Source organism: Psychrobacter sp. APC 3426 (genome assembly GCF_030408035.1).
Lineage (GTDB): Bacteria > Pseudomonadota > Gammaproteobacteria > Pseudomonadales > Moraxellaceae > Psychrobacter.
Genome location: NZ_JASDCF010000013.1, coordinates 51,680 through 74,263 on the forward strand (window position 1 = coordinate 51,680; position 22,584 = coordinate 74,263).

Sequence of the window (22,584 nt, forward strand, 5' to 3'; positions counted from 1 at the left end):
CTTTTGATTGCACGTTTTTGTAGTTAATTACCGTGGCTGGGAGATTACCAGCAAAATATAAATATCAATGATAAATGCTGCTACTAAATAACGGATAACAAGGCAATTAATATGGATAAGTACATCATTTATCGCCAATCCTGAAAGACATTCAGCTTACCATGAGGAAACATTAGGTTAAAACGGTTTATAAAGTAACCGTTTTTATAGATAATAAGCGCTGTATAAGCTGTCCACTACTTTTTGTAACACTTCTTTCTCAATCTTTGCTTTCGTAACTCTGGAAATCATTATGTTATTATCACGCTCTTCTTCATCTACTTATCTACGTTGTAGTATTTTAAGCGTATTGGGCTTACTTTCTATAAATACAGCAATGGCTGTCACACCTGTCAGCTCTGACCTAGATACTGTCACTGATAATAATAAGCTGCCACAGGTCGAGCTTGATAAAATTGTGGTAACCGCGACACGTACACCGACTAAGACCAGCAATGTGATTGCTCAAACTCGCGTTGTTGATAGCGAAGCGCTCAAGCGTTATCAAGGGCAAAGTGCCTTTGAAGTGATAAAACGCCAGCCAGGAATCAGTCATTATACTAACGGAGGCCCTGGCACCACCTCTAATTTTTATATGCGCGGTTATGATAATAAGCAAATTTTGGTGCTTATCGATGGTATACGTTATAGCTCAATCAGTGCTGGTGGTGCAACATTAAGCCTACTACCCGCTGATCAAATCGATCGCATCGAAATTCTGTACGGAGCCTCAGGCTCTAGTATTTATGGCGCTGATGCTATGGGCGGTGTCATTCAGGTATTTACTAAAGGCGCAAACGTTAAACGTAGCAACTTTTCGATGACAGCAGGTGTGGGCTCCAATGATGAGTATCTGTATGGCGCAAGTGCACAATTAGCCAATGAGAGTGGCACAACACTGAGTTTATCCGCCAGTCATACTGAAACTGATGGTATAGACGCAACGTTACCTTCAACATCTACGTATAAAGATGATGACAGTTTTGAAAGCGACAATATTAGTTTGGCGCTAACGCAGCGCATTAATGAGCAACTACTTGTAGGCGCTAGTGCCTTATATAGCAAATCAAACACTGAGTTTGATTATGGTCTTAATAAAGACGTATATTCTGATCAAGAAAATGGTGCCGCTCAAGCTTTTATTGATTGGCGCTATATGCCAGGCTCTTCGGTAAGACTACAATATGGTCATTCTATTGATAAAGTGGATACGCCAGCATATAACAGTCGTTATGACACTGAACAAGATCAAATCAGTTTAGTAGGCCAGCATAAACTACCTGTTGGTCAAGGTATCTATGGTCTAGAGTACCTCAATCAAGGTCTAGACACTAAATCCCCTGGTTATAACCTTGATGATCGGGATGTAAAAAGTGCCTTTTTGGGCTATTTACTGGCTAATAATAAGTTTGATGCTCAGGCTAATATACGTTTTGATGATTATTCAGAATATGGTGACCAAACGACTTACAATTTAGGTGGTGCGTACCATATCAACTCTAATCTTCGTGTTGGTGCTAATTACGCTAAAGGCTTCCGCGTTCCTACTTTTAATGATTTATACCCTGGTTTTGGTGGTGATCCTGATTTAAAATCTGAAACTAGTGATAACTATGAAGCTTTTATTGAATATGACACCGTTTTGCAATCTACGCGTCTAACGGGCTATCAAAATAAAGTTGATGATTTGATCGTCTCTCCTGCACCTACCTATCAGACTGTTAATATAAATGAAGCTAAAATTAAAGGTATATCTTTAACTTCAGACTGGATATTGAACAATTACTTATTTGGTGGTAGCTATGATTATCAATCAGCTAAGGATGATAGCGATTATAGTAATAGAGCAGATGACTACAATGGTAATTTTTTACCTGTACGCCCTGAGCACAAAGGTTTAATTTATTTAGGTTACCGTCTGCCAAGCCTAGATCTTCGCGCTGAGTATCAATATGTAGATGATTACTATTACAGTATTTCTAATGCTGATTCACAACTCGTTGAAAGCTATGGCCTGTTTAATATTAGTGGAAACTACCAACTCACAGATAACTTATCAATGACTGCAAGATTGAATAATATAACTAATGAAAAATATGTAACAGCCCCTGGTTATAACACCGACGGCACTAACTTCTTCACGTCTTTAACCTATAACTGGTTCTAAGCCTGTCTAACAGTATAAAAATCCTATCGTTATCAAAATAAATTAAGGTCATCAATCGATGGCCTTTTTTTATGGTCAAAACTATCCCGTTACCTTATGCGATGTTACCAGCTATTATTTATATCAGTAAATAAGTGACAATAGGTGACATTTGAGGCCTCATCTATTACAATAATGACCCTCCGAGAGGTGTTGCACCATAAGAATGGACTTGCGCATTTAAGCTTTATTATTATGCCAATCCCATCCTATGTTAGGCTCGGTAACTGTTATGCGCTCATTATTTTATCTGAGCATTTGACAGCGCAAACAACGGCACCTGCGTTTTTATTCTTTTTATCAATCATTTACCACTGATAGGAGCATATTATGGACGCAGTGTCTAACACCCCATCTGCCCATACGATCGATCCCTCTTTCACCGACTATAAAGTCGCCGACATCAGCCTTGCTGATTACGGTCGCCGTGAAATCACTCTTGCTGAAGCCGAAATGCCTGCCCTAATGGGTTTGCGTCGTCGCTACGAAGCCGACCAACCGCTTAAAGGCGCGAAAATCGCTGGCTGTATCCACATGACCATCCAAACTGCGGTCCTTATTGAGACGCTCGTCGCGCTAGGTGCTGAAGTACGCTGGACGTCATGTAATATCTTCTCAACCCAAGACCATGCTGCTGCGGCGATTGCTGCTGCTGGTATCTCTGTTTATGCTTGGAAAGGCGAAACCGAAGAAGAGTACGAGTGGTGCTTGCGTCAACAAATCCACGTTGACGGAGAAGAATCAGGTCAGCTTTGGGATGCAAACTTAATCTTGGATGATGGCGGCGATTTAACCGCATTGATTCACAATGATTATGCCCAAATGCTTGATAGTATTCATGGTATCTCTGAAGAAACTACTACAGGTGTCCATCGCTTGGTTGAAATGCTTAATAAAGGCACGCTAAAAGTACCAGCAATCAACGTCAATGACGCGGTTACCAAGTCTAAAAACGATAACAAATACGGTTGCCGTCATAGCTTAAATGACGCCATCAAACGTGCCACTGACATGTTCCTTGCTGGTCGCCGTGCCTTAGTTATCGGTTATGGCGATGTAGGTAAAGGCTCTACGCAAAGCTTACGCCAAGAAGGCATGATCGTACGTGTTTCAGAAGTTGACCCTATCTGTGCGATGCAGGCATGTATGGACGGCTTTGAAGTATTATCACCATACATCGACGGTGACAACACGGGCGGCGCAGCCAGTATCAACAAGCGTTTGCTTGAAGACACTGACATGATCGTCACGACTACTGGTAATTACCATGTTTGTGATAGACATATGCTAGCAGCCCTTAAGCCTGGTGCTGTGGTATGTAACATCGGTCACTTTGACACCGAAATCGACACTCAGTTTATGCGTGATAACTGGCGCTGGGTTGAGATCAAGCCACAAGTGCATCAAATCTTCCGCTCAGACGATGAAAACGATTATCTGATCTTGCTTGCTGAAGGTCGCCTAGTAAACCTAGGTAACGCAACTGGTCACCCATCACGCGTGATGGACGGCTCATTTGCCAACCAAGTATTGGCTCAAATGTATCTGTTCGAAGAAAAATTCGCTGACTTGCCAGCTGACCAACGTACTGACAACCTATACGTAAAAGTATTGCCTAAGAAGTTAGACGAAGAAGTGGCCGCTGCGATGGTTGCAGGCTTTAACGGTACGCTAACCAAGCTGACCCAAAAGCAAGCTGAGTATTTGGGTGTGCCAGTTGAAGGTCCATTCAAGCCTGACGCTTATAAATACTAAAAGGAGCCTGACTGTGAGTAAGCCTGCTTTCTCCTTTGAGTTCTTTCCTGCAAAGACCGAGCAAGGTCACGAAAAGCTTCTCAGCACTTACGATGAGCTTAATAAGTTATTACCAGCTTATTTTTCGGTAACTTACGGTGCGGGCGGTTCAACCCGTAGCCGCACTTTGGATATCGTTCAAGCTTTGTGCGCGCGCGGTGAGACTGATATTGCGCCGCATATGTCTTGTATCGGTGATGATAAAAGTCAAATCGCCGAACTGCTCGATCTTTATAAAGGCTTAGGCATCCAGCGTTTGGTCGCCCTGCGTGGTGACTTACCATCCGGTCAAGTAGGTATGGGTGAGCTACCGTTTGCGTTAGACTTGGTGAAGTTTATCCGTGAATATTCAGGTGATCATTTTCGTATCGAGGTCGCAGCCTACCCTGAGATGCATCCACAAGCGCGTAGCTTTGAGTTTGATGTTGACAACTTAGTCAATAAATATCAGGCTGGTGCCGATGCATCAATTACCCAGTTTTTCTATAACGCGGATAGTTATTTATATCTGCGTGATACGTTAGAGAAGCGCGGTATCGATACAGTAGCGCAGCCGTTAGTCGCAGGCATTATGCCGATTACCAACTCTAGCAATCTCGTACGCTTTGCCGATAGCTGTGGTGCTGATATTCCTCGCTATGTGCGTAAGCGCTTGGCAGATTTTGGCGATGACCGCACCGCTATTCGCGAGTTCGGCTTTGATGTGGTCTATCGTTTATGTGAGCGCTTGATTGCCGAGGGCGTACCTGCCATGCATTTTTATAGCATGAATAAGGTTGAGCCAAACAAGCGTTTGGTCGAAGCGTTGGGACTCACCGCTTAAACTTTTATCGAATGTATTGCTGAATGACTGGCGTTCTTAGGAGCGCCAGTTTTTTATTGTTGCTATTATTTATTGTGTGGCACTATGAGCCTATACACTCAACCAACACCATAACATCGATACTATCGTATCAATTAATACCACTACTTAAAAAAACGGTTTGATTTAGCATTTCTAAACCAACTATCTAATACACCACTGTTAATCCCTCTCCCTACTTAACTAATATTCTGCTAAGATATTGAGAAAGATTACTATTCAAACAAAGGATTAAACGACTGTGCGACGTTTTTTTTATGCCAGTAGCAATAGTACGGACACCGCCTACCCTAAACTCAGCACCTTTCCTATTGGTGCCAACATCGAGTTAACTGAAAGTATTGTTCATCACTGGTGCCGTGTATTACGCGCTACTATCGGTGACAAGGGAGTCTTATTCGACGGTTTTGGCGGTGAGTATCAAGTACAGTTACAGACTGTTGGAAAAAAACACGCAGCCGTCACCCTACTTGCCCATGTCAGCGATGAACGCACCGCCCCGATTATCAGTCAAATCGGTCTGGTCATGAGTCGCGGTGAACGAATGGATTATGCCATTCAAAAATCTACTGAGCTTGGCGTGACTGCCATTCAGCTACTGAGCAGCCATCATGGTGAAGTCAACTTAAAACCTGCCCAAGTGGAGAAAAAACTGGCACAGTGGCAGCAAGTTGCCATCGCTGCTTGTGAGCAGTGTGGCCTCAATCGCCCGCCACTTATTATGGCGCCTTTGTCTATCAATGATTGGTTGCATCAGGTGGCAGATAGTGACCAACAACTGGCGGTCAGCCCTCTTATATCTAAGCTTAGCCAAGATGCTTATTATCAAGTGCTGAAGCAGCCGGCTGACCTGCGCTTGCAATTGAGCGTGCCAGCGCCGGACCAGCCTGCTAGTCCTGAGTCTTTACCATTAGTACTAAGAAAACAGTCACCCTATATCGAGCTCTTGATTGGCCCTGAGGGCGGGCTCAGTGATGATGAGTGCGAGCAGGCAGCTAGCGTTGGTTTTACACCTTGGCAAATTGGCTCAAGGGTTCTACGTACTGAAACGGCACCCGTGGTTGCTTTAGCAACACTGCATGCGTTGAGGCATTAGCTTTGGATCATTAGATAGTAAATATCCAATGATGATTACCCAAACTTTCATTTAGTTTCGATGTGATGAGTCCAGTTATGTCTACTTTTACTCCTATTTCAATTGCAGATAAACAGAAACTGTTGGCCGAATTATGTGAGCAATTCGATGATGCTATTTTTATCTTAGATGACAATTTACGCTATCTGTCGGTGAATGCCAGCTACGAGTTGATTATAGGCTACAGCGAGTCATTTTTGCTTGGGCGCCCACTGGGTATATATGCTGCTGAATTTTTATCAGAAGATGAAAGAGCGGTGTTAGCAGACATTACCAGCAACCTAGACAGCAGCGGTTTTTATGAAAACGACTTTAGAATGCCGAACCGTTATGGAGAGATGTTAGACTGTTATATCACCTATCGAGAAATAAAGATGGGTACGACGCTCTATTACATCGGTATGGTTCGAGACATGTCTGCGGTGGTCAAAGACAGAAAACAAGTCGCACACTTATTGAACTATGATCAGCTCACCGGCTTACCCAATCGTAAGGTTTTTTTAAGCCAAACCAGTGATTTGTTATTAGATAGCTATCAAGAAGTCATTATCGTGCGCCTAAATATTGACCGCTACCGTAGCCTTGCTAGCTTGCTAGGTCCTGATGGCGTTAACTCCTTAATTAAAAGTTTTGTCAGTCGTGTCAAAGACCTTAAACTCGATTGTTTACGTTGCTTTTCACATTTTGGTGGCGATGATTTTGCCTTATTATTTGAATGCAGCGATGCCAATATGGTTCGTCATCAGCTAGACACACTGATGCAAATGTGTGAACGTCCTTTTTCTATCGATGAGAACACTGCTAAAGACACCAATATCTATTGTCATATGTCTGTGGGCGTCAGCTACTTTCCTGAAGATGGTAACGAATTGACAGAGCTGCTAACCAAAGCTGAAAAAGCTCTACATTATGTCAAGCAGCAAGGTGGCGATGATATCTGTTGGTATAACTTGGCCATCGATGAAGCCACTGCTGGTAGCTTGCAGTTAGAAGCTGAACTGAGAGAAGCGACTTCCACTAAAGGTCAGTTCATCCCTTATTATCAACCAAAATTCGACTTAGTCAGTGGTGCTATCACAGGCTTTGAAGCGCTAGTACGTTGGCAACACCCGATTCGTGGGCTACTCAATCCTGTACACTTTATTAATGCCATTATCACTCATAAGCTGTCGTTTGAGCTGTTCTCCCAAATGGCCATTCAAATCGCTGAACAGCTGTCTATTTGGCAACAACTAGGGTTTTGTCAGCATATCTGTATCAATGCAGACGCTGCTGAATTCAGCCATCCTGACTTTTTTGACATGGTGAGTAGCCTGCTGACTCAGTATAATATCTCTGCTCATCAACTGCATATTGAAGTCACTGAGTCCTCTTTGATTCAACGCCATGACAACGTCAAAAAACAACTGAGTCTCTTAAAAGAGCTGGGTATTTGCATTGCCTTAGATGACTTTGGCACTGGCTACGCCTCATTGAGCTACTTGCAAGAATACCCGTTCGATTTCATTAAAGTTGATAAAAGCTTTATCTCCAATATTGCCACTGATCAAACCCAATATGCCATTGTAAAAGCCATTTTAGACTTAGCTGTGGCCTTAAATATGCAGGTGGTCGCTGAAGGTATCGAGACTGAGCGACAGCGTGATGTATTATTAGCGATGGGCTGTCAGTATGGTCAAGGGTATTGGTTCGGCAAACCTGTCACCGCTGACGTCGCCACTGAGATGTTAGTTCAACAATACGCCCCTGACAACAAACCTAATTGACCCCTATTTTATTTAGATTTTTTATTCAGTATCATCAGCATTTTCATAGGCTTATTCTTATCTTATTTTAGCGCCTAACGTTGATTGCACAATCGATGCAAGGTAGGTTCATGACTTATCAGTGCTGTTACCAAACTTGTATAATCGCCTCTGAAAGCCTATCTTTTATAGTGAATTTGTTAGAACTTATACAGTCTCAAACCGACTCTGACAATCACCATTCTTTTCAATACCATTTTATGTCATCGCTAACCCAGTTAATCTCTGTGACTGCCTATCATTCATTTAGGGTCACGCGAGTAAAGTAGGCAATATATAGCTCTGCTCTTGACTATTACTGATGACATTCCAAAAAGGACAGGATTTTATGCAATACAAAGCGCCCTTACGTGACATTCAATTCGTGATGCATGAACTACTCGATAGTGAAAGCCACTACAAAACTCTGCCAGCCTTTCAAGAAGCTGATCGTGAGTTGATGGATAGCCTGTTTGAGATGGCTGCAAGCTTTGCTGAAAATGAGCTGTCACCACTGAATCAAAGTGGCGATGCTGAAGGCTGTCAGTTTGACAATGGTAATGTCACCACGCCAAAAGGTTTTAAAGAAGCGTATAAGCAATACTGTGAGCTTGGTTTCCCTGCATTGTCTGCTGAAGAAGATTTTGGCGGTCAAAACATGCCATTCTCATTGTCTACGGTCATCAACGAAATGGTCGGTACAGCGAACTGGTCATTCTCTATGTATCCTGGTCTGTCGCATGGCGCTATCCAAACCATCGAACATCATGGTACCGATGAGCAAAAACAAACCTATTTAGAAAAAATGGTCACCGGTGAATGGTCAGGTACCATGTGTCTGACCGAAGCACATGCGGGCTCTGATTTGGGTATTATCCGCACCAAAGCGGTACCTAACGATGACGGTAGTTATAGCATTACTGGTCAAAAAATCTTTATCTCAGCGGGCGAGCACGATTTAACTGACAACATTATCCATATCTGTTTGGCTCGTCTGCCAGGCGCACCTGCTGGCACTAAAGGCATCTCGTTGTTCATTGTTCCTAAAGTAATGGTCAATGAAGACAACAGCCTAGGTGAAAAAAATAACGTCGTTTGTGGTTCTATCGAGCACAAAATGGGCATCAAAGCCTCAGCGACTTGTGTGATGAACTTTGATGGCGCAAAAGGCTACCTAATTGGCCCAGAAAACCGTGGTTTACAGTGCATGTTTACCTTTATGAACGTTGCCCGTATCGGTACAGCAGTTCAAGGTTTAACGGCTGCAGAGTATGCGTTCCAAGGCTCACTAACTTATGCTAAAGACCGTCTAGCGATGCGCTCACTATCAGGTGCCAAAGCGCCAGAAAAAGTCGCTGACCCAATCATTGTGCATCCAGCGGTTCGTAACATGTTACTGACTGAAAAAGCCTTTGCAGAAGGTGGTCGTGCCTTGGTTTATTACCTCTCACATTTTGCGGATACTGTGGCAAAAGGCGAAGGCGATAACCTTAAGTTCGCCGACCAAATGCTATCACTATTGACGCCAATCGCTAAGGCCTTCTTGACTGAAACTGGTCTAGAAGCGGCTAACCATGGCGTACAGGTTTATGGTGGTCACGGCTTTATCAGTGAATGGGGCATGGAGCAAAACGTGCGTGATACACGTATTGCGTGTCTTTATGAAGGTACCACTGAAATCCAAGCACTTGATTTATTAGGTCGTAAAGTATTGGGTTCACAAGGTAAGATGCTTGCCAACTTTGTCAAAATCATCCAGACATTCTGTGAAGAAAACAAAGAAAATGATGAGATGGGTCAATTTATCCGCCCACTTGCTAAGCATGTAAAAGAATGGGGCGATTTAACCGCACGTATTGGCATGCAAGCGACTGAAAACCCTGATGCGGTTGGCGGTGCAGCTGTTGATTATTTATACTTCAGCGGTTATGTCACTCTCGCGTACTTATGGGCTCGTATGGCGCTGGTTGCTCAAACTGCTATCGCTGATGGTACTGGCGAGCAAGCATTTTATGATGCTAAGATCAAAACCGCTCAGTTCTACTATGCTAAGCTTTTACCGCGCACCACGACGCACGTACAGCGCATCAGCACTGGTGTTGAGCCGTACATGACGATGGATGTTGATCAGTTCGCGTTTTAATAAAAACACCACTCGCTTTAAAGCGTGGTTTGTTAAATACACGACTTTTTTAAACCACTAACTGTTCATCAAGTCTAACAAGCCACGTAAATATAGTGGTTTCTATCGGCAACATACTTAGGTGTGTTGCCGATTTTCTTAGCACGATTAAAACCAATAAAGAGTAGACTGTCTATTCTCAACGAATCCAATCTTATTTTTATAAACGCTATCTTTTATCAATACTTTTGGTGTACGCACAATTCACGAAGAAACACACCCGCGCGCGAGCTTATTTGCTAAACTTTGATTACTAATCGCGAAGGTTAAACCAAAAGAACAATTGATATCTTTAACCACTTTAACTTTATTTATTTGAACCAAAGGAATGTTTATGGCTGTTTATAACGCCCCTCTTAATGACATGCGCTTTATCTTAAATGATGTATTTAACGCGCCTAAATTTTGGCAAAACAACGAAAACCTCGCTCATGTCGATATGGAAACAGTCGATATGATTTTGGAAGAAATGGCAAAGCTGTCAAAAAACGTCTTATTACCTATCAACCGTAGCGGTGATGAAGAAGGCGCAACCTTTGAAGGTGATGGCGTTGTAACCACCCCTACTGGTTTCAAAGAAGCTTATAAGCAATATGCAGAGTCAGGTTGGGTTGGCTTAAGCGGTAATTCTGAATACGGTGGTCAAGGTTTTCCAAAAATGGTCACCATGCTGACTGAAGAGATGGTTTTCACGGCCAACCAATCATTTGCGCTATATCCAAACCTAACCGTTGGTGCAACGCTTTGCCTAAATGCAGCGGCGTCTGAAGAGCAAAAGCAAACCTACCTAGAGAAAATGTACAACGGTGAATGGGCTGGTACTATGTGCTTGACCGAGCCGCATGCTGGTACTGACTTGGGTATTATTAAGACTAAAGCAGTGCCTAACGATGACGGTAGCTATGACATCTCTGGTACCAAAATCTTTATCACTGGCGGTGAACATGACCTCACTGACAATATCATTCATTTGGTATTGGCAAAAACGCCAAATGCACCAGAAGGCTCAAAAGGTATCTCATTATTTGTCGTACCAAAATTCTTGGTCAATGATGATGGTAGCTTGGGCGAGCGCAACACTTTAGCAGTTGGCTCTATTGAGCACAAAATGGGTATCAAAGCCTCAGCGACTTGTGTGATGAACTTTGATAGCGCCAAAGGTTGGATGGTTGGTGCAGAAAACACTGGTCTGTCTTCAATGTTCATTATGATGAACTATGAGCGCGTCACCATGGGCCTACAAGGTCTAGGTGGCTCTGAGCTTGCCTATCAAAATGCGGCGCTATATGCCAATGACCGTGGTCAAGGCCGTAGTGATACGCAGATTCAAAGCCCAGAGAAACCAGCCGATGCGATCATTCACCATGCCGATGTACGCCGCATGCTGTTGAATGCAAAAGCCAACACTGAAGCATCACGTTGTTTTGCGATGTACGTGGCTAAAAACCTTGATCAAGAGAAATTTAGTACTGATCCAGAGGCCGCTCAAGCAGCAGCAGCGCGCGTTGCGCTACTGACGCCAGTTGCCAAAGCATTCTTGACTGACAAAGCGTTAGAAGCGACTGTTGATTGCCAGCAAGTATTTGGCGGTCATGGCTATATCCGTGAATGGGGTATGGAGCAGATTGTTCGTGATACGCGTATTGCGCAGATTTATGAAGGCACCAACGGTATCCAAGCACTGGACTTACTAGGTCGTAAAGTTGCTCGCAATAATGGCAAATACGTCACTCATTTCTTAGGTGAGATTCGTGATTTCGTCAATAACATGCAAGCGGATCATGGCATCAAGCAAGCAACGCTAGACGCAGCTGATACTATCGAAGAGCTTACCACTACTGTGTTAAACAATATTGGTGAGCGTAAGAGCGAAATCAACGGCTGTGCGGTTGACTATATGCATGCCTTTGGTTATCTCGCCTACTCGTACATGTTTGCATTGATGGTTGAAGCTGCCAATGGCAAAGAAGGTGATTTCTACACCAACAAAGCCAAGCTTGCTGATTATTTCGTTGGCCGTATCTTGCCACGCATCGATGCTCATGCACAGATGGTTAAAGCCGGTAGTGATCCAATGATGAACTTTGATCTTGATTACTTTGATGTACCTGCTAGCTAAGTAGACATCGAACGCATGCTATAAGACTCTAATAGAAGGGACAGTTAAGTGACTGTCCCTTTTTTATGCCTAACACATTGTTTTTAAAAGAAATAATATACCTCATTATATATTTGGTAGCCGTTTTGGTAGCCACTAGCTTTATTTTTTGGCTATCGGCAGTAAAAACCTTAACAATCCTTAACATGCTAAATCGTAGAAGTAGTATTTTGTAGTAATTCAGGTTTCAACATTTCTCAGCATGCAGACAATTAAAACCATAATAATAGATAACAAGCTGATTGGCTGTTATTTGACGTTTAAGGCTCTTTGCAGATAATTAGCTATCCTTTTACCATATCAAGATTAAAACACTGTAGAGGCTGTATTTTACTGCACAGCTAACGTGTTAAGACTCATATCATTGGTTGATAACTCAATACTCACTTGCCTGCCTCGTTACTTGTCTTGAAACTATCCAGCATGAGCAAAATCTACCCCGTGCGCGTACTGTTCCATTAACTGCCTCGATACCTGTGCAGAAACTAGCCTTTCATGGGTTTGTTTTCGATAAGCAGCTAAACACAATATTTAGGCAATAAAAAACCCGCTCTAAATGGCAAGTTTTTTAGTTAGGGTCAGTTAATAAACTAATTCATGTTGTGTGATTGGCACTATTTTGATTGGTACAGCATGCAACCATGGCATACCGCCACTACAATAAAAGCAGCCGTTTTTAAATTCCACGATGTAAGCTGTAAAGTCATTACCGCTGAGGTAAGACATCGTTTCTTGATCACTCTCATCACCAACAGCACACCATATATTTTTATAACCATTTCTTAGCATGGCGTGCGCTAATTCACTTCCTGTCAAATTGTTATCCACTATACATTTTTCATCTCCTAGTGGTGAATTTGTAAAGCTCTTATAACGATATCAAATATACAATTGTCTGTATATCCATAATTTTATATGTTGGAAGAGCATCTGCTTTACCTGTCAGATAAGTTGCTTTTTAATGTTTGATCGGTAAGTAAGGAAGTAAACAGACAGCCGTAACCTTTGATGGATAAGGCTGCTCGCTTTCTGTCTTTGAAATAGACCGCATTTTATACCGCACTTTGCAAAAGTCACTTGCTGTCATTTGTGAGTTTGGTCGGCACTGTAGGAAGTAAACACTAGACGTAAGTAATTGATAAGTAAATAATTACCCATGGTCTGATTTGCTCAATACCATTACCAGTACCAACAATCGGTTTTTATTCTGCCTGATTGCTGTTGATGTACTCGTTAATTATTCAAACTTAGAGCTTAATAGCTTGCCGTTATCGTCAAATTCACACATTCCAGTATGCTTTGATTCCGCATTAAGCTGATTCTTTGCGTAAAACTGCAACCATAATTCGTGATTAACTTCTTTTTTGTATTTTAAATCACTGTAAATTATATCCATCGAGCGCGGATTGCTTAGCTTGTTCTGTATATCGATTTGGCAATCGGTTAGTAATTCAGCCTCAGACCTGCCACCTAAGTTTGGTATGCCGCTTTGAGTGGCGACTGGCTTGGTTTCCGTATCGTTTGAACTGCAAGCGGTTAGTAACGCTGTCATGGCTAATGCTGTAAGTATCTTTTTCATATTATTCCTAAATGATTATTGTGAGTATCAAATCGTGCTCGGTGCGCTGTAAAGGCATCGAACTATTGACCTGCAGCCCAAGTGATTTCGGGCTTTCTTGTCTTCTCGCTTATTCTTTTAACAAGCCTTTTAACAACGTCTGTCTGTCGCTACTGGTCAAAAACATGGGGTGACTTGTCGCGAAACTAATCACGCGCGCGTACTGTTCCATTAACTGCCTCGATACCTGTCCATAAACTAGCCTTTCATGGGGTCATTTTCGATACATGGTTTTACCTGCCTCGTTACCTGTCCTAAAAGTCCCTTTGGCTGCTCACGATACTTGTTAAGAAACTATTCATCATGGGCAAAATATGCCCCGTGCGCGTACTGTTCCATAAACTACCCCTAACGTGTCCAACAATCCATTTTTAACCCTGCTTACGATGTCCGAAAACTAACCCTTTTTATGGACTCAAGAAACTACCCTCCACGATGTCCAAAAACCTGCCCAAGTCCTTTTTAAAACAGTCCGAAAAACTACCCCTTTAAGGACTCCGAAAACTCCTTTTTTATATTGCTCAAAAACCCCTGTAATTGGTGCTTGCCTCGCGTGCGCGCGCGATACTTATAAAGAAACTAGCTAACTCCTTATGTTGCATAGCTTTGCATTAATGGCAGTCATGAGCTGTTGAGCGTCAAAAATGTCATGTTTTGTCATATTCTGGCATTGATTAATTCACGTTTGAATATAGGGTTTTGACAGGTTGGCGGTGGGCTAAAATCTCAGGTTTTAACCTTGAGGTTTTCTTGGGGTAGTGAGTGCTGCCAATAACAACATTTCACAACATGCACGGCGGTGCAAATTGATTTTGAATGTAAGGTTTTATCAGGTTTTGAATATTGGGTTTTGCTGGGTTCTAACGTGTCCGAAAACTACCCTTTTGCATGAGATAGGCTCAAAACTAGGCGCATCTAAAACCTAGGGGTAACCTCAGGTTTTTGAGCGTTATAAAAAGGCTTGGTTTGTCCAATGAATGCCACTTATTCAGTTTTAAACCTTAACATTTATTAACATGCTGGCATGTCGTCAAACTGGTTTGAATGTAAACAAATGACAACATGCGGCGCGGTGTCTGTTTGCTGAAAACCTTAGGGTTTCCTTAGGGTATCTTTACATTATAAAAAGACGCTCATGCTTCTAATCATTAAATTATTGCTACTGGCTCTAACTTTGCACTGCCAAAACTGACATAACCCCTTAACAGGCACAAAAAAGGACGCTATTTATTAATAACGCCCCAATATTGCACTGCCAAAACTGACGAAACTATATGAATGACTTTAAGTTTGGATTGATGAAGTAACGCTCTGTCGGTCTGCCACCTTGCCCCGTGCTTTCTACTTGCTTGTAGTTTAGCCATTCATACTCTATCAGCACATCAAGCGCGGTCTGTATGGCATCGTCATCATTTAACCCTTTCCAGTTCCTACGCTTAAGACTTCGAGCCGTAAAGCCATGACTAACCCAGTTGGTTTTGTCGGTTTTGTCACCTCCTTTTTTAACCATCTCTAATATTTTATTTGATAGTAAAGACGCTTTGAGGTGTGAATTATCAGTAATGCAGCTATACACTCTAAGCATGTGAGTTTCTAACATATCGCCCCATGCGATCGCCGCTTGTAGTGCCTCAAGGCTAACGCCTCCTAACCGTCTGCCTATCTCTACACAGTCCACCAGATGAAAGATGAGGGCTAACGCTGGGATAAGTCTGCCATACTTAAGCAAGTGCTGGGTTATTACGTCATGTTCTGCCTCATCAGCTTTGTTCTGTAGATTGTTATACCACTCCATAAACACAGGATAGGCATTACTATCAAAGCGAAAATAAGGGCGCTTATAATATTCGTTCGGCTCATGTGCCCCGTAACTGATTAAACTATCGGTGTAAAGGTTGTCCATTGACTCAAACAAAGCATAAGCGGCGTTACGGCTGTCCTTATCGACTGCTATGTCGTTCTCCTTTGCCCGTGCTATTGGGTCTGGGTAAACCATCATTTGAAAGCGTTGCATGAGTCCATCATTGCCTAACCCGCGCATGGTCTTTTCTAAATACATTTCGAGCTTATCAGGCTGCAAGCCACCAATGACAGACAAACAATGATTTTCAATGAATAGCGAGCCGCGCCCTATTCTATCCACCATTGCGCTGCCTGTACCATTAAAGCCCTCTAAATAAAACGCGCGCTTTTCTTGTTCGCCCTCCTTATCAAGACTGGCTAAAAAGCCTGACAGCTCATCTCTAAACTGTAGTACGCCGTTATTGTTCTCGTTCTCAATTTCGCCTAGTTTCTCCATAGTAATATCGCCTACCATGTGGCGGCGTGAAATAGGCACGTTATTATCTTGAGCCTTACTTTCTGCTATCGCCGCCGCCTTTTTGTGCAAGTCATCACTGGTTATAGGTGCGTCCGTGTCATCGGTTTGGGTAGCGAGCTGCTTAGCCATTTTCTTTAATGCGTCATCGTCTGCCTTTGCTTTGCTATCATTGATGAGCTTTTGCGTTTCATGTTCTTGTTTAGCGAGTTCATGAGCTGCCCTTGCTTGGCTCGCAAGGTTATCAATGGGTTTCATAGCGGCGGCTATTGATGGGCTTTTCTTACTTGAGGGCTGCCCAATAACTGCACCCCACAGATTTGGCACTATGTCCCAGTCATCAAGGCGTTTAGGCATGATAGCCACCTTTGTGCCTACAACACTACCCAATGCCACAAGCAAAGGCACTGCTACAAATTCTAGCGATACGTTGAGCCGTTCGGCGCTGTTCATTGCATAGTTGTAAAGCGGCTCTGGTAGCATGTTTTTGGTTATGCTGGTCACGGGCGGCAAGGTGTGATTGATTGGCTTTGGTTTTGCCCAGTCTGCTAGTTGTAAATCTATTATCTGGGTATCATAAAAAGATAAGATTTCAGCATAACTTTTGCCACATTCAAGATGAGTGATTACGCCCAATGGTGCAATAACTACTTTGACGTTGCACCCTGCAAACTGTTTCTTAATCTTGTCCTTGTGCTCAATGCTTGGGAATATCGTTACTTGGGTATCGTGTGCAAAGTGCTTTACCGTATCAAGGAATAGATGAGGCGTTGGACTCACTGCTACTATGATTTTCTCATGTGCAAAATGCTTAGCGAGCGTTACACCATCTTGATAATTATCAACTATGACAAGCTCATAATCGTTTTGAGGTGTGCCAAGAAATAACGCGCATGATTGGCTTGTGTCAGTGACAAACGGCAAGCCGCTATCATTTGGCGTAAAGCAAACAATACTGATTGCCTCTATAACTCTATTATGTAATATTACTCCTACTGTGCCTGTAGTTTGTTGTCTCACCCCTCCGTGTTCGCCTGTGGTCGGTGCGATATCATGTTGAATGTCTAACAAACTATTGGGTTCTAACAAGTGATAAATATTTGTTAGCAGCTTGTCACCTTGTAATGTTTGCTCCGTTGCTGGGCTGTGGTCGCCCAAAACAGTGGTTACGCCCGTGTTAGTCGCATGGGCTTTTTGCTGTGTAGTGGTCATCTTTTACCCCTTGCTTGCGTTTGTTTCGGCTGGCGTGTGGCTCGATACTTCTTGTAGTAGCTTTTGCGCTTGGCATACTTGCGGCTTTGTTTAGGTTGTGGGCAGTGCCTCATTGTTCGCCCTCCTTGTCGCTGTCGTCTTGAGCCTGCAAGCGTTTAGCTGCTTGCATGATTTGATAGTAGCGGCTGCCTTGTGTGTCCTTTCTCTTTTGCTCCTTGCCCTGCTTTGATTTAGCAAAGGCAAGTTGAGCGTCCATAAAGGTTTTAGTGTTGTCCTTATCAGTAGGCACAAGCGTCCTCCTTGCCAAAGTCTGTCTGGGCTAATGGTTCGTTGATAATGTCTAATTGACTGTAAAGCAGATTTACCCAAGTGTTGGCGGTGTCATTTGCAAGCCGTGCCATTGCTATGGCTGCATGGGGTTCTATTTGACGGGTAGCGATAAGGTGTAGCAATTGCCCCAAGTCATGCAAAACAGTAGCAGCGCCGTTAATATCACATGCAATATCGGACAGCATGATAGACGGCATTAAAATCACTTCGTCATCATCGGCGGCGGTCATGTTGATGGTTTTAATTTGGCTGGCGTGGGCGGTGTTATTTAAGTGACGCATGATTAGTTACCTTTGATTTTGTGATTGTTTGAACGTTGACGCGCTCGCATGAGGCGATTAGTAGCAGCATTAACAAGCAAGCCATGATTGACATAAAACCGATAAAGCTAGGATTGCCGCGCTTGGGTTGCTGGTTGCCCCTGTGCTGCCCGTAGTCGGCTTTTAGCTTGGCTTTATTATCTTTGCTCATGTCTTACGTCCTCCACGTTAAAGGCTATCTCTGCTATTTTTACAGATAGGTTTTTTAGCGACTCCACTTGTCGGCTGCCTGTAGGTAACAAGCTGCCTAACATTTGAGTTTCTATTTCTGCAAGTTCTGTCATGGTATTAATGATGGTCACATTGGCATGCAAGGTAATGATTAACTGGTCGATAAAGTCATCAGTTATCATCAAAAAACCTTGCTCTTTTAGCCTTTCCATTACCTCGTTTACAAGTTCATCTCTACTCATGGTTGCTTACCTCATCGTCTGCCTTATTAACCCAGTAGCGGCTAAAATGCTTGCCGTTATCCTTAACGGTTTTGCTTTGGATATTCATGCCTGCCCGTCTAAGCTCATGAATACACTTAGCAAGGCGCGTTATGCGGTATTCAGTGATTGCTTGCCATGATGTGATTGGCTGCCCTGTTAGCAAGTGCTCTTTGATGATTTGGTTTTGTGTTTGTTTAGTCATTGGTTACACCTCATCACTGTTAGCATGTTGGCTATCAATAAATGCCAGAATGTCGCTGTTCTTGAATAGCAAAATGCCATTGACGTTTGACGGCTTGATAAACTTTGGCGGTTCGGCTTGCCACCATCTACGCAAAGTAAGCGGACTTACACCAATTAAGGCGGCGGCTTGCTTAATACGCATTTGCCCGTCTGGGTGGATTGCTGGGGGTGTTTGAGTATTGTCTGTCGATTGGGTCATGCTGATTAACTCCTATTGTCTGCCATTGTTTGGCGTGGTCTGGAGTTAACAGTATGCTAGGCAGTGTATGGGGTGTAGCAATGGAATGCTCTTAAGAAAGGGGCATTATGTGAGGGTATGCCCCTCATGTTTTGGGCAATAAAAAAGCCCTGCATTTGCTGCAAGGCTATTATGTTCTGCTCATGTCTTTACTGGTTCTGCTTGTAGATTTTATTCAATATCAAGCCTGTTATAAACCCCTCCGCGTTCGCTATGTATTGGGCTGCTTGATATGAGCTGACTTGCTTTTCACTGTCTTTGCCGTACTTAAGCGGCGTTAAGTAATGCTTGGCTATGCTACTGGCGCTCATGCGTTCAACATATTTCAATAGTAAGATCTTGCCCTCTAACGGCTTATGCTCACATAAAATAGTGATAAGCCCCTCAACTTTTAACGCCTCATCATCAGTTATAAACATGGTAGTACGTGCTTTGCTTTTCTCCACAATATGCCCACGCATTAACATAGCCATTGGGCTTTTATAGCCTAACCCTGTACCGTCTGCTAATACCCAATGCCCCCACGATGCTAAAAGGTTCTGCACCTCTAAATCTAAGCTGATTGCCATATCTCAATACCTCATGATTGTGTCTTGAGATGATAGCGGCGGCTCATGGGGGTTAGGCAATGGGGTAGCCTCTAGAAAGGGGCGTTATGCTATGAGGTAGTCTTTTCTTTTCTAGGCGGCATGTATAACTGCTCAATAGCTCGCAAAGGTTCGGCAAGTGAAGCTTGTTCATTCTTACTTTTAGCTGTATTTATTATCATTGCTACTCGATTAAATAGCGTACTTTTTGGATTAAGTCCTATTTTTCTGGCGATTGCAGAAGCTTTGCCATTGTGTGAGGGAATATGCTTTTCTTTTAGTTCATTATCCACATAAATGCGCTGCCATATCATGATAGCTAAATGCAGTTCAGGCGGATAAATATGCTCACTCATGTTTTGCCAATCAAAGGGCTGGGCTGTGGTCGCTGTCTTGGCGGTTACCAACTCAGCATTGGCTTTGTTTAATTGCTCTTTGAGTTCATCAATTTCAGCTTGTGTATGAGCTGGCGCGTTTGTTTGTTTTTCTAACTCTAATATCTTGCTGTCTTTTCTCTTAATGACTTTAAGCAGCCCTTGAATACGTTTTATCATTTCATCAGGTGTATTAACTGGGTGCATGTCTTCATGAAAGCTAAAATCATTACTATAGATTTGATACGACTCTTTAAGGCGCTCATCTTGTGGCAAGTCTTTATTAATTAAGTCTATGCGCTTTCCAAAAGGAATGCTTACGACGTCTGGCGCGGCAGTTTGAAACTTTGAAAGCTGACTTTCAAGTTCGTCTATACGTTTTTGTAGCTGGCTAACCTGTATTGATTGCTCTAATGATAAGTCGTCATTAAAACCCTCAAAAATTATCTTATTATTTTTTAACCATATCTTGATTTGTTCGGCTAATATTTCATCTTTGTCATTAACATAATTGAGTTTACTAGCGTCTATCGCATTGCTTACCATGTCCAAACGGGCGTTATAGTCATCATTGTTATGGTTATATGCTGGGTTGCTGTCAGTTAGCAAACAAGCTATTTTTTCAGGTGTGAATAGCTCATAAGTGATTAAAAGTTTTTGATATTCTCCTAACTTGCTGGCTGGGCTGTCATCAAAAACAACATGCTTTGTAATTGGTTCAAACGCCATTACATCAGCTTTTTTAAAGTAAGTTATGTTTGCGTCATTGCCTACCTGCTCAAGCCAACTACAATAAGGTTCAAAACAATAATATTCGTCCATGTAGAAAATGGTTAGGTGTTCGTCAATATCAAAACCCATTAGATATTTGACCACCTCATTAGGTGTGCTATTGGTAGCTTTTGCCATTGGGTTTATTACGTCTGCCACTAGAATGTAGTCGTCCTTTCTAGCCTCTAATTCTTTAATTAACGTACTCATGTTTACACCCTACACCCTTAAAAAAAGTAGGAGTGAGGCGCTGACAGCATAAGGGTGTAAATCGCTGTCGTTCGGTTCATGACTACCTAGCCTCACAAGTGGAATGACAGCCCTTGAGCCGTCAAAACTGGTTAAAAACTGTCTAATATGGGGGTTTTGTCAGTTATGGCAGTGCTGTTTTAGGCTTGATGTTGTTTTTTATTCTTAAAATCAGCATGAATAACATTATCAAACTTGCCAGCTTTGATATTGTCTAAATAGTTCGCCCAGTCGTTCATCATGCGCGTTCTATTGTCCGAAAACTCAAAACGGCTATATGCTTTGCCATATTTATTAAGCATTGCATGACCTAACTGCATTTCGGTTATCAGTTCATCATAACCTAGTCGTTCCATCAGCATGGTTTTTGCACTGGCTCTAAAACCATGAGGTGTATGAATATCTTTATATCCCTTGCCGTTGTTCATAGCTGGGCTGTTCAGTAGCTTATTAACTTCTTGGGCATGATGATATTGGACTTTTTTACGTCTGGAATTATAAAAAACATAATCATAATCGCCCGTTAATGGCTGCAGTTTCTCTAATACTGCTATAGTTTGCGGTGCTAATGGTATCAATACACTATCTACCATATCGTCCCGTCCCTGCCCTTTCTGTGGCTCTAATATCCATTGCTTGGCGTTTAGGTCAATATCTGCCCATCTCATAGCACAAATATCACCAATGCGAACAAACGTGAGTGATAGTAGCTGTAATATGCTTTTGTTATATAGCTGGCTTGTATCGTCTAACTGGTCAATATCTTTTAGCAGTTCGGCAAACTCTTTAGGCTGTGTTAATGATGGGCGGTGCTTTACTTTATGTTTAATTAGCGTTCCACCTAAGTCGCTTGCTGGATTGTACTCAATAATCATATGAGCTTTAGCAATTTGTAGAATGCTCTTTAATATAGTTTTTACCGTTAAGCCTTTGTATGAGTGCTTTTTTTGTATGTCTTTAATAAACTTGATGACAATACTAGGACTAATATCTGTAACTTTCATATGTCCTAAATTTTGCTGAATAACTTTGATAATGATTTTATTGCTCTTAATGGTCGACTGGGATAAGCTCTTGCTGCTTTGAATTTCCAGCCATTCATTAATAAAGTAGTTTAAGGTGTTTTGACGGTCTGCAATATCCTTTTGCTTTAAGCTATCTCTATGCTCTATAGGGTCTATATCTTTGGCTAGTAGCTGCATGTTATCGCTGTGATATTGACGGGCATCGGCAAGGCTTAACGCTGGATATTGCCCCAAAGTCATATAAGGACGTTTGCCAGTAATAGGGTGTGTATAACGATGTCTAAAATCTGCAGTTGCGTCTTGGCTGTCTTTTTGTGGTCTAACACGTAACTCTAAACCTTTATATCCAGCTATAGAATAACTAATCGTTTTACCAGTCTTGATAGTGTCTTTGATTGCTTTCTTGATTTGGGTGTCGGTTGTTAGGTCTGCTTTAGCCATCGTCTTATCACCTGTAGTTTGGTAGCCACCTTGGTAGCCACCTTGGTAGCCATTTTGTAGCCGTTTTCACATTCGTTCTAACGTTATCACAGATGACATATTAACACCAAAGTCAATAAAAATAAAGGCTTTGAAGTTATCAGGAGATATCAGGCTTTATCAAAAAACACACTTAAGTGACTGTCCCTTTTTTTGCCAAAAGCATTCAAAAAATAACTACTAACAAAATAATTAACTATCGAAGCTTGGTTCCGATTAGAATAAC

At 42.4% G+C, this 22,584-nt stretch carries 19 protein-coding genes; 7 read left to right on the forward strand and 12 right to left on the reverse strand.

Annotation, left to right across the window (positions count from 1 at the left end):
• Window positions 1-292: 292 nt before the first annotated feature.
• The 7 genes from QL919_RS08300 (at window position 293) to QL919_RS08330 (ending at window position 12,121) form a co-directional block, all read left to right on the forward strand.
• A complete protein-coding gene (locus tag QL919_RS08300; protein WP_290189088.1) occupies window positions 293-2,206 on the forward strand; it encodes a TonB-dependent receptor in 1,914 nt (637 codons plus the stop codon).
• 369 nt (window positions 2,207-2,575) lie between these two features.
• A complete protein-coding gene (gene ahcY / locus QL919_RS08305) occupies window positions 2,576-4,000 on the forward strand; it encodes an adenosylhomocysteinase (RefSeq protein WP_290189089.1) in 1,425 nt (474 codons plus the stop codon).
• A 13-nt stretch (window positions 4,001-4,013) separates the two neighbouring features.
• Window positions 4,014-4,862, forward strand: coding sequence for a methylenetetrahydrofolate reductase (locus QL919_RS08310; protein WP_290189090.1), 849 nt, complete (start codon window positions 4,014-4,016; stop codon window positions 4,860-4,862).
• Window positions 4,863-5,142: 280 nt separating this feature from the next.
• Window positions 5,143-5,997 carry a 16S rRNA (uracil(1498)-N(3))-methyltransferase gene (locus QL919_RS08315; RefSeq protein ID WP_290189091.1) on the forward strand — a complete coding sequence of 285 codons (855 nt, stop codon included), beginning with the start codon at window positions 5,143-5,145 and terminating at the stop codon, window positions 5,995-5,997.
• Between the two features lie 77 nt (window positions 5,998-6,074).
• Window positions 6,075-7,802, forward strand: a complete 1,728-nt coding sequence (locus QL919_RS08320) for an EAL domain-containing protein (RefSeq protein WP_290189092.1) — start codon at window positions 6,075-6,077, stop codon at window positions 7,800-7,802.
• Window positions 7,803-8,169: 367 nt separating this feature from the next.
• Window positions 8,170-9,963 (forward strand): acyl-CoA dehydrogenase C-terminal domain-containing protein, encoded by a 1,794-nt coding sequence (locus QL919_RS08325; protein ID WP_290189093.1) that lies wholly within the window; start codon window positions 8,170-8,172, stop codon window positions 9,961-9,963.
• Window positions 9,964-10,336: 373 nt separating this feature from the next.
• A complete protein-coding gene (locus QL919_RS08330) occupies window positions 10,337-12,121 on the forward strand; it encodes an acyl-CoA dehydrogenase C-terminal domain-containing protein (RefSeq protein WP_290189094.1) in 1,785 nt (594 codons plus the stop codon).
• Between the two features lie 621 nt (window positions 12,122-12,742).
• Here QL919_RS08330 and QL919_RS08335 read toward each other — a convergent pair.
• The 12 genes from QL919_RS08335 to QL919_RS08390 form a co-directional block, all read right to left on the reverse strand.
• Window positions 12,743-12,976: a hypothetical protein gene (locus QL919_RS08335; protein ID WP_290189095.1), complete on the reverse strand. Its 234-nt coding sequence runs from the start codon at window positions 12,974-12,976 to the stop codon at window positions 12,743-12,745.
• Window positions 12,977-13,397: 421 nt separating this feature from the next.
• Window positions 13,398-13,739, reverse strand: a complete 342-nt coding sequence (locus QL919_RS08340) for a hypothetical protein (protein WP_290189096.1) — start codon at window positions 13,737-13,739, stop codon at window positions 13,398-13,400.
• Window positions 13,740-15,048: 1,309 nt separating this feature from the next.
• On the reverse strand, window positions 15,049-17,307 hold the full coding sequence (locus tag QL919_RS08345; protein ID WP_290189097.1) for a YfjI family protein: 2,259 nt from the start codon (window positions 17,305-17,307) through the stop codon (window positions 15,049-15,051).
• Window positions 17,308-17,416: 109 nt separating this feature from the next.
• A complete protein-coding gene (locus QL919_RS08350) occupies window positions 17,417-17,596 on the reverse strand; it encodes a hypothetical protein (protein WP_290189098.1) in 180 nt (59 codons plus the stop codon).
• The gene (locus tag QL919_RS08355; RefSeq protein ID WP_290189099.1) at window positions 17,586-17,918 is read right to left on the reverse strand and encodes a hypothetical protein; all 333 of its coding nucleotides are present in this window, start codon (window positions 17,916-17,918) and stop codon (window positions 17,586-17,588) included. The genes QL919_RS08350 and QL919_RS08355 overlap by 11 nt, the downstream gene beginning before the upstream one ends.
• The gene (locus QL919_RS08360) at window positions 17,902-18,108 is read right to left on the reverse strand and encodes a hypothetical protein (protein ID WP_290189100.1); all 207 of its coding nucleotides are present in this window, start codon (window positions 18,106-18,108) and stop codon (window positions 17,902-17,904) included. The genes QL919_RS08355 and QL919_RS08360 overlap by 17 nt, the downstream gene beginning before the upstream one ends.
• Entirely contained in the window at window positions 18,095-18,370 is a 276-nt protein-coding gene (locus tag QL919_RS08365) for a hypothetical protein (RefSeq protein ID WP_290189101.1), read from the reverse strand. The genes QL919_RS08360 and QL919_RS08365 overlap by 14 nt, the downstream gene beginning before the upstream one ends.
• Window positions 18,363-18,593, reverse strand: a complete 231-nt coding sequence (locus QL919_RS08370) for a helix-turn-helix domain-containing protein (protein ID WP_290189102.1) — start codon at window positions 18,591-18,593, stop codon at window positions 18,363-18,365. The genes QL919_RS08365 and QL919_RS08370 overlap by 8 nt, the downstream gene beginning before the upstream one ends.
• Before the next feature lie 3 nt (window positions 18,594-18,596).
• Complete coding sequence (locus QL919_RS08375; protein WP_045452902.1) at window positions 18,597-18,833, reverse strand: hypothetical protein; 237 nt, start codon at window positions 18,831-18,833, stop codon at window positions 18,597-18,599.
• A gap of 188 nt (window positions 18,834-19,021) precedes the next feature.
• On the reverse strand, window positions 19,022-19,441 hold the full coding sequence (locus QL919_RS08380) for an antiterminator Q family protein (protein WP_290189103.1): 420 nt from the start codon (window positions 19,439-19,441) through the stop codon (window positions 19,022-19,024).
• Between the two features lie 89 nt (window positions 19,442-19,530).
• Window positions 19,531-20,814 (reverse strand): hypothetical protein, encoded by a 1,284-nt coding sequence (locus tag QL919_RS08385; protein WP_290189104.1) that lies wholly within the window; start codon window positions 20,812-20,814, stop codon window positions 19,531-19,533.
• 179 nt (window positions 20,815-20,993) lie between these two features.
• Window positions 20,994-22,319 carry a tyrosine-type recombinase/integrase gene (locus QL919_RS08390; RefSeq protein WP_290189105.1) on the reverse strand — a complete coding sequence of 442 codons (1,326 nt, stop codon included), beginning with the start codon at window positions 22,317-22,319 and terminating at the stop codon, window positions 20,994-20,996.
• Between the last annotated feature and the right edge of the window lie 265 nt (window positions 22,320-22,584).

Coding starts and splice junctions, on each gene's coding strand:
- QL919_RS08340 (WP_290189096.1), bottom strand. CDS start 13,739: ATGAAAAAGATACTTACAGCATTAGCCATGACAGCGTTACTAACCGCT.
- QL919_RS08330 (WP_290189094.1), top strand. CDS start 10,337: ATGGCTGTTTATAACGCCCCTCTTAATGACATGCGCTTTATCTTAAAT.
- QL919_RS08365 (WP_290189101.1), bottom strand. CDS start 18,370: ATGAGTAGAGATGAACTTGTAAACGAGGTAATGGAAAGGCTAAAAGAG.
- QL919_RS08325 (WP_290189093.1), top strand. CDS start 8,170: ATGCAATACAAAGCGCCCTTACGTGACATTCAATTCGTGATGCATGAA.
- QL919_RS08385 (WP_290189104.1), bottom strand. CDS start 20,814: ATGAGTACGTTAATTAAAGAATTAGAGGCTAGAAAGGACGACTACATT.
- QL919_RS08360 (WP_290189100.1), bottom strand. CDS start 18,108: ATGAGCAAAGATAATAAAGCCAAGCTAAAAGCCGACTACGGGCAGCAC.
- QL919_RS08320 (WP_290189092.1), top strand. CDS start 6,075: ATGTCTACTTTTACTCCTATTTCAATTGCAGATAAACAGAAACTGTTG.
- QL919_RS08300 (WP_290189088.1), top strand. CDS start 293: ATGTTATTATCACGCTCTTCTTCATCTACTTATCTACGTTGTAGTATT.
- QL919_RS08375 (WP_045452902.1), bottom strand. CDS start 18,833: ATGACCCAATCGACAGACAATACTCAAACACCCCCAGCAATCCACCCA.
- QL919_RS08370 (WP_290189102.1), bottom strand. CDS start 18,593: ATGACTAAACAAACACAAAACCAAATCATCAAAGAGCACTTGCTAACA.
- QL919_RS08380 (WP_290189103.1), bottom strand. CDS start 19,441: ATGGCAATCAGCTTAGATTTAGAGGTGCAGAACCTTTTAGCATCGTGG.
- ahcY (WP_290189089.1), top strand. CDS start 2,576: ATGGACGCAGTGTCTAACACCCCATCTGCCCATACGATCGATCCCTCT.
- QL919_RS08345 (WP_290189097.1), bottom strand. CDS start 17,307: ATGACCACTACACAGCAAAAAGCCCATGCGACTAACACGGGCGTAACC.
- QL919_RS08355 (WP_290189099.1), bottom strand. CDS start 17,918: ATGCGTCACTTAAATAACACCGCCCACGCCAGCCAAATTAAAACCATC.
- QL919_RS08390 (WP_290189105.1), bottom strand. CDS start 22,319: ATGGCTAAAGCAGACCTAACAACCGACACCCAAATCAAGAAAGCAATC.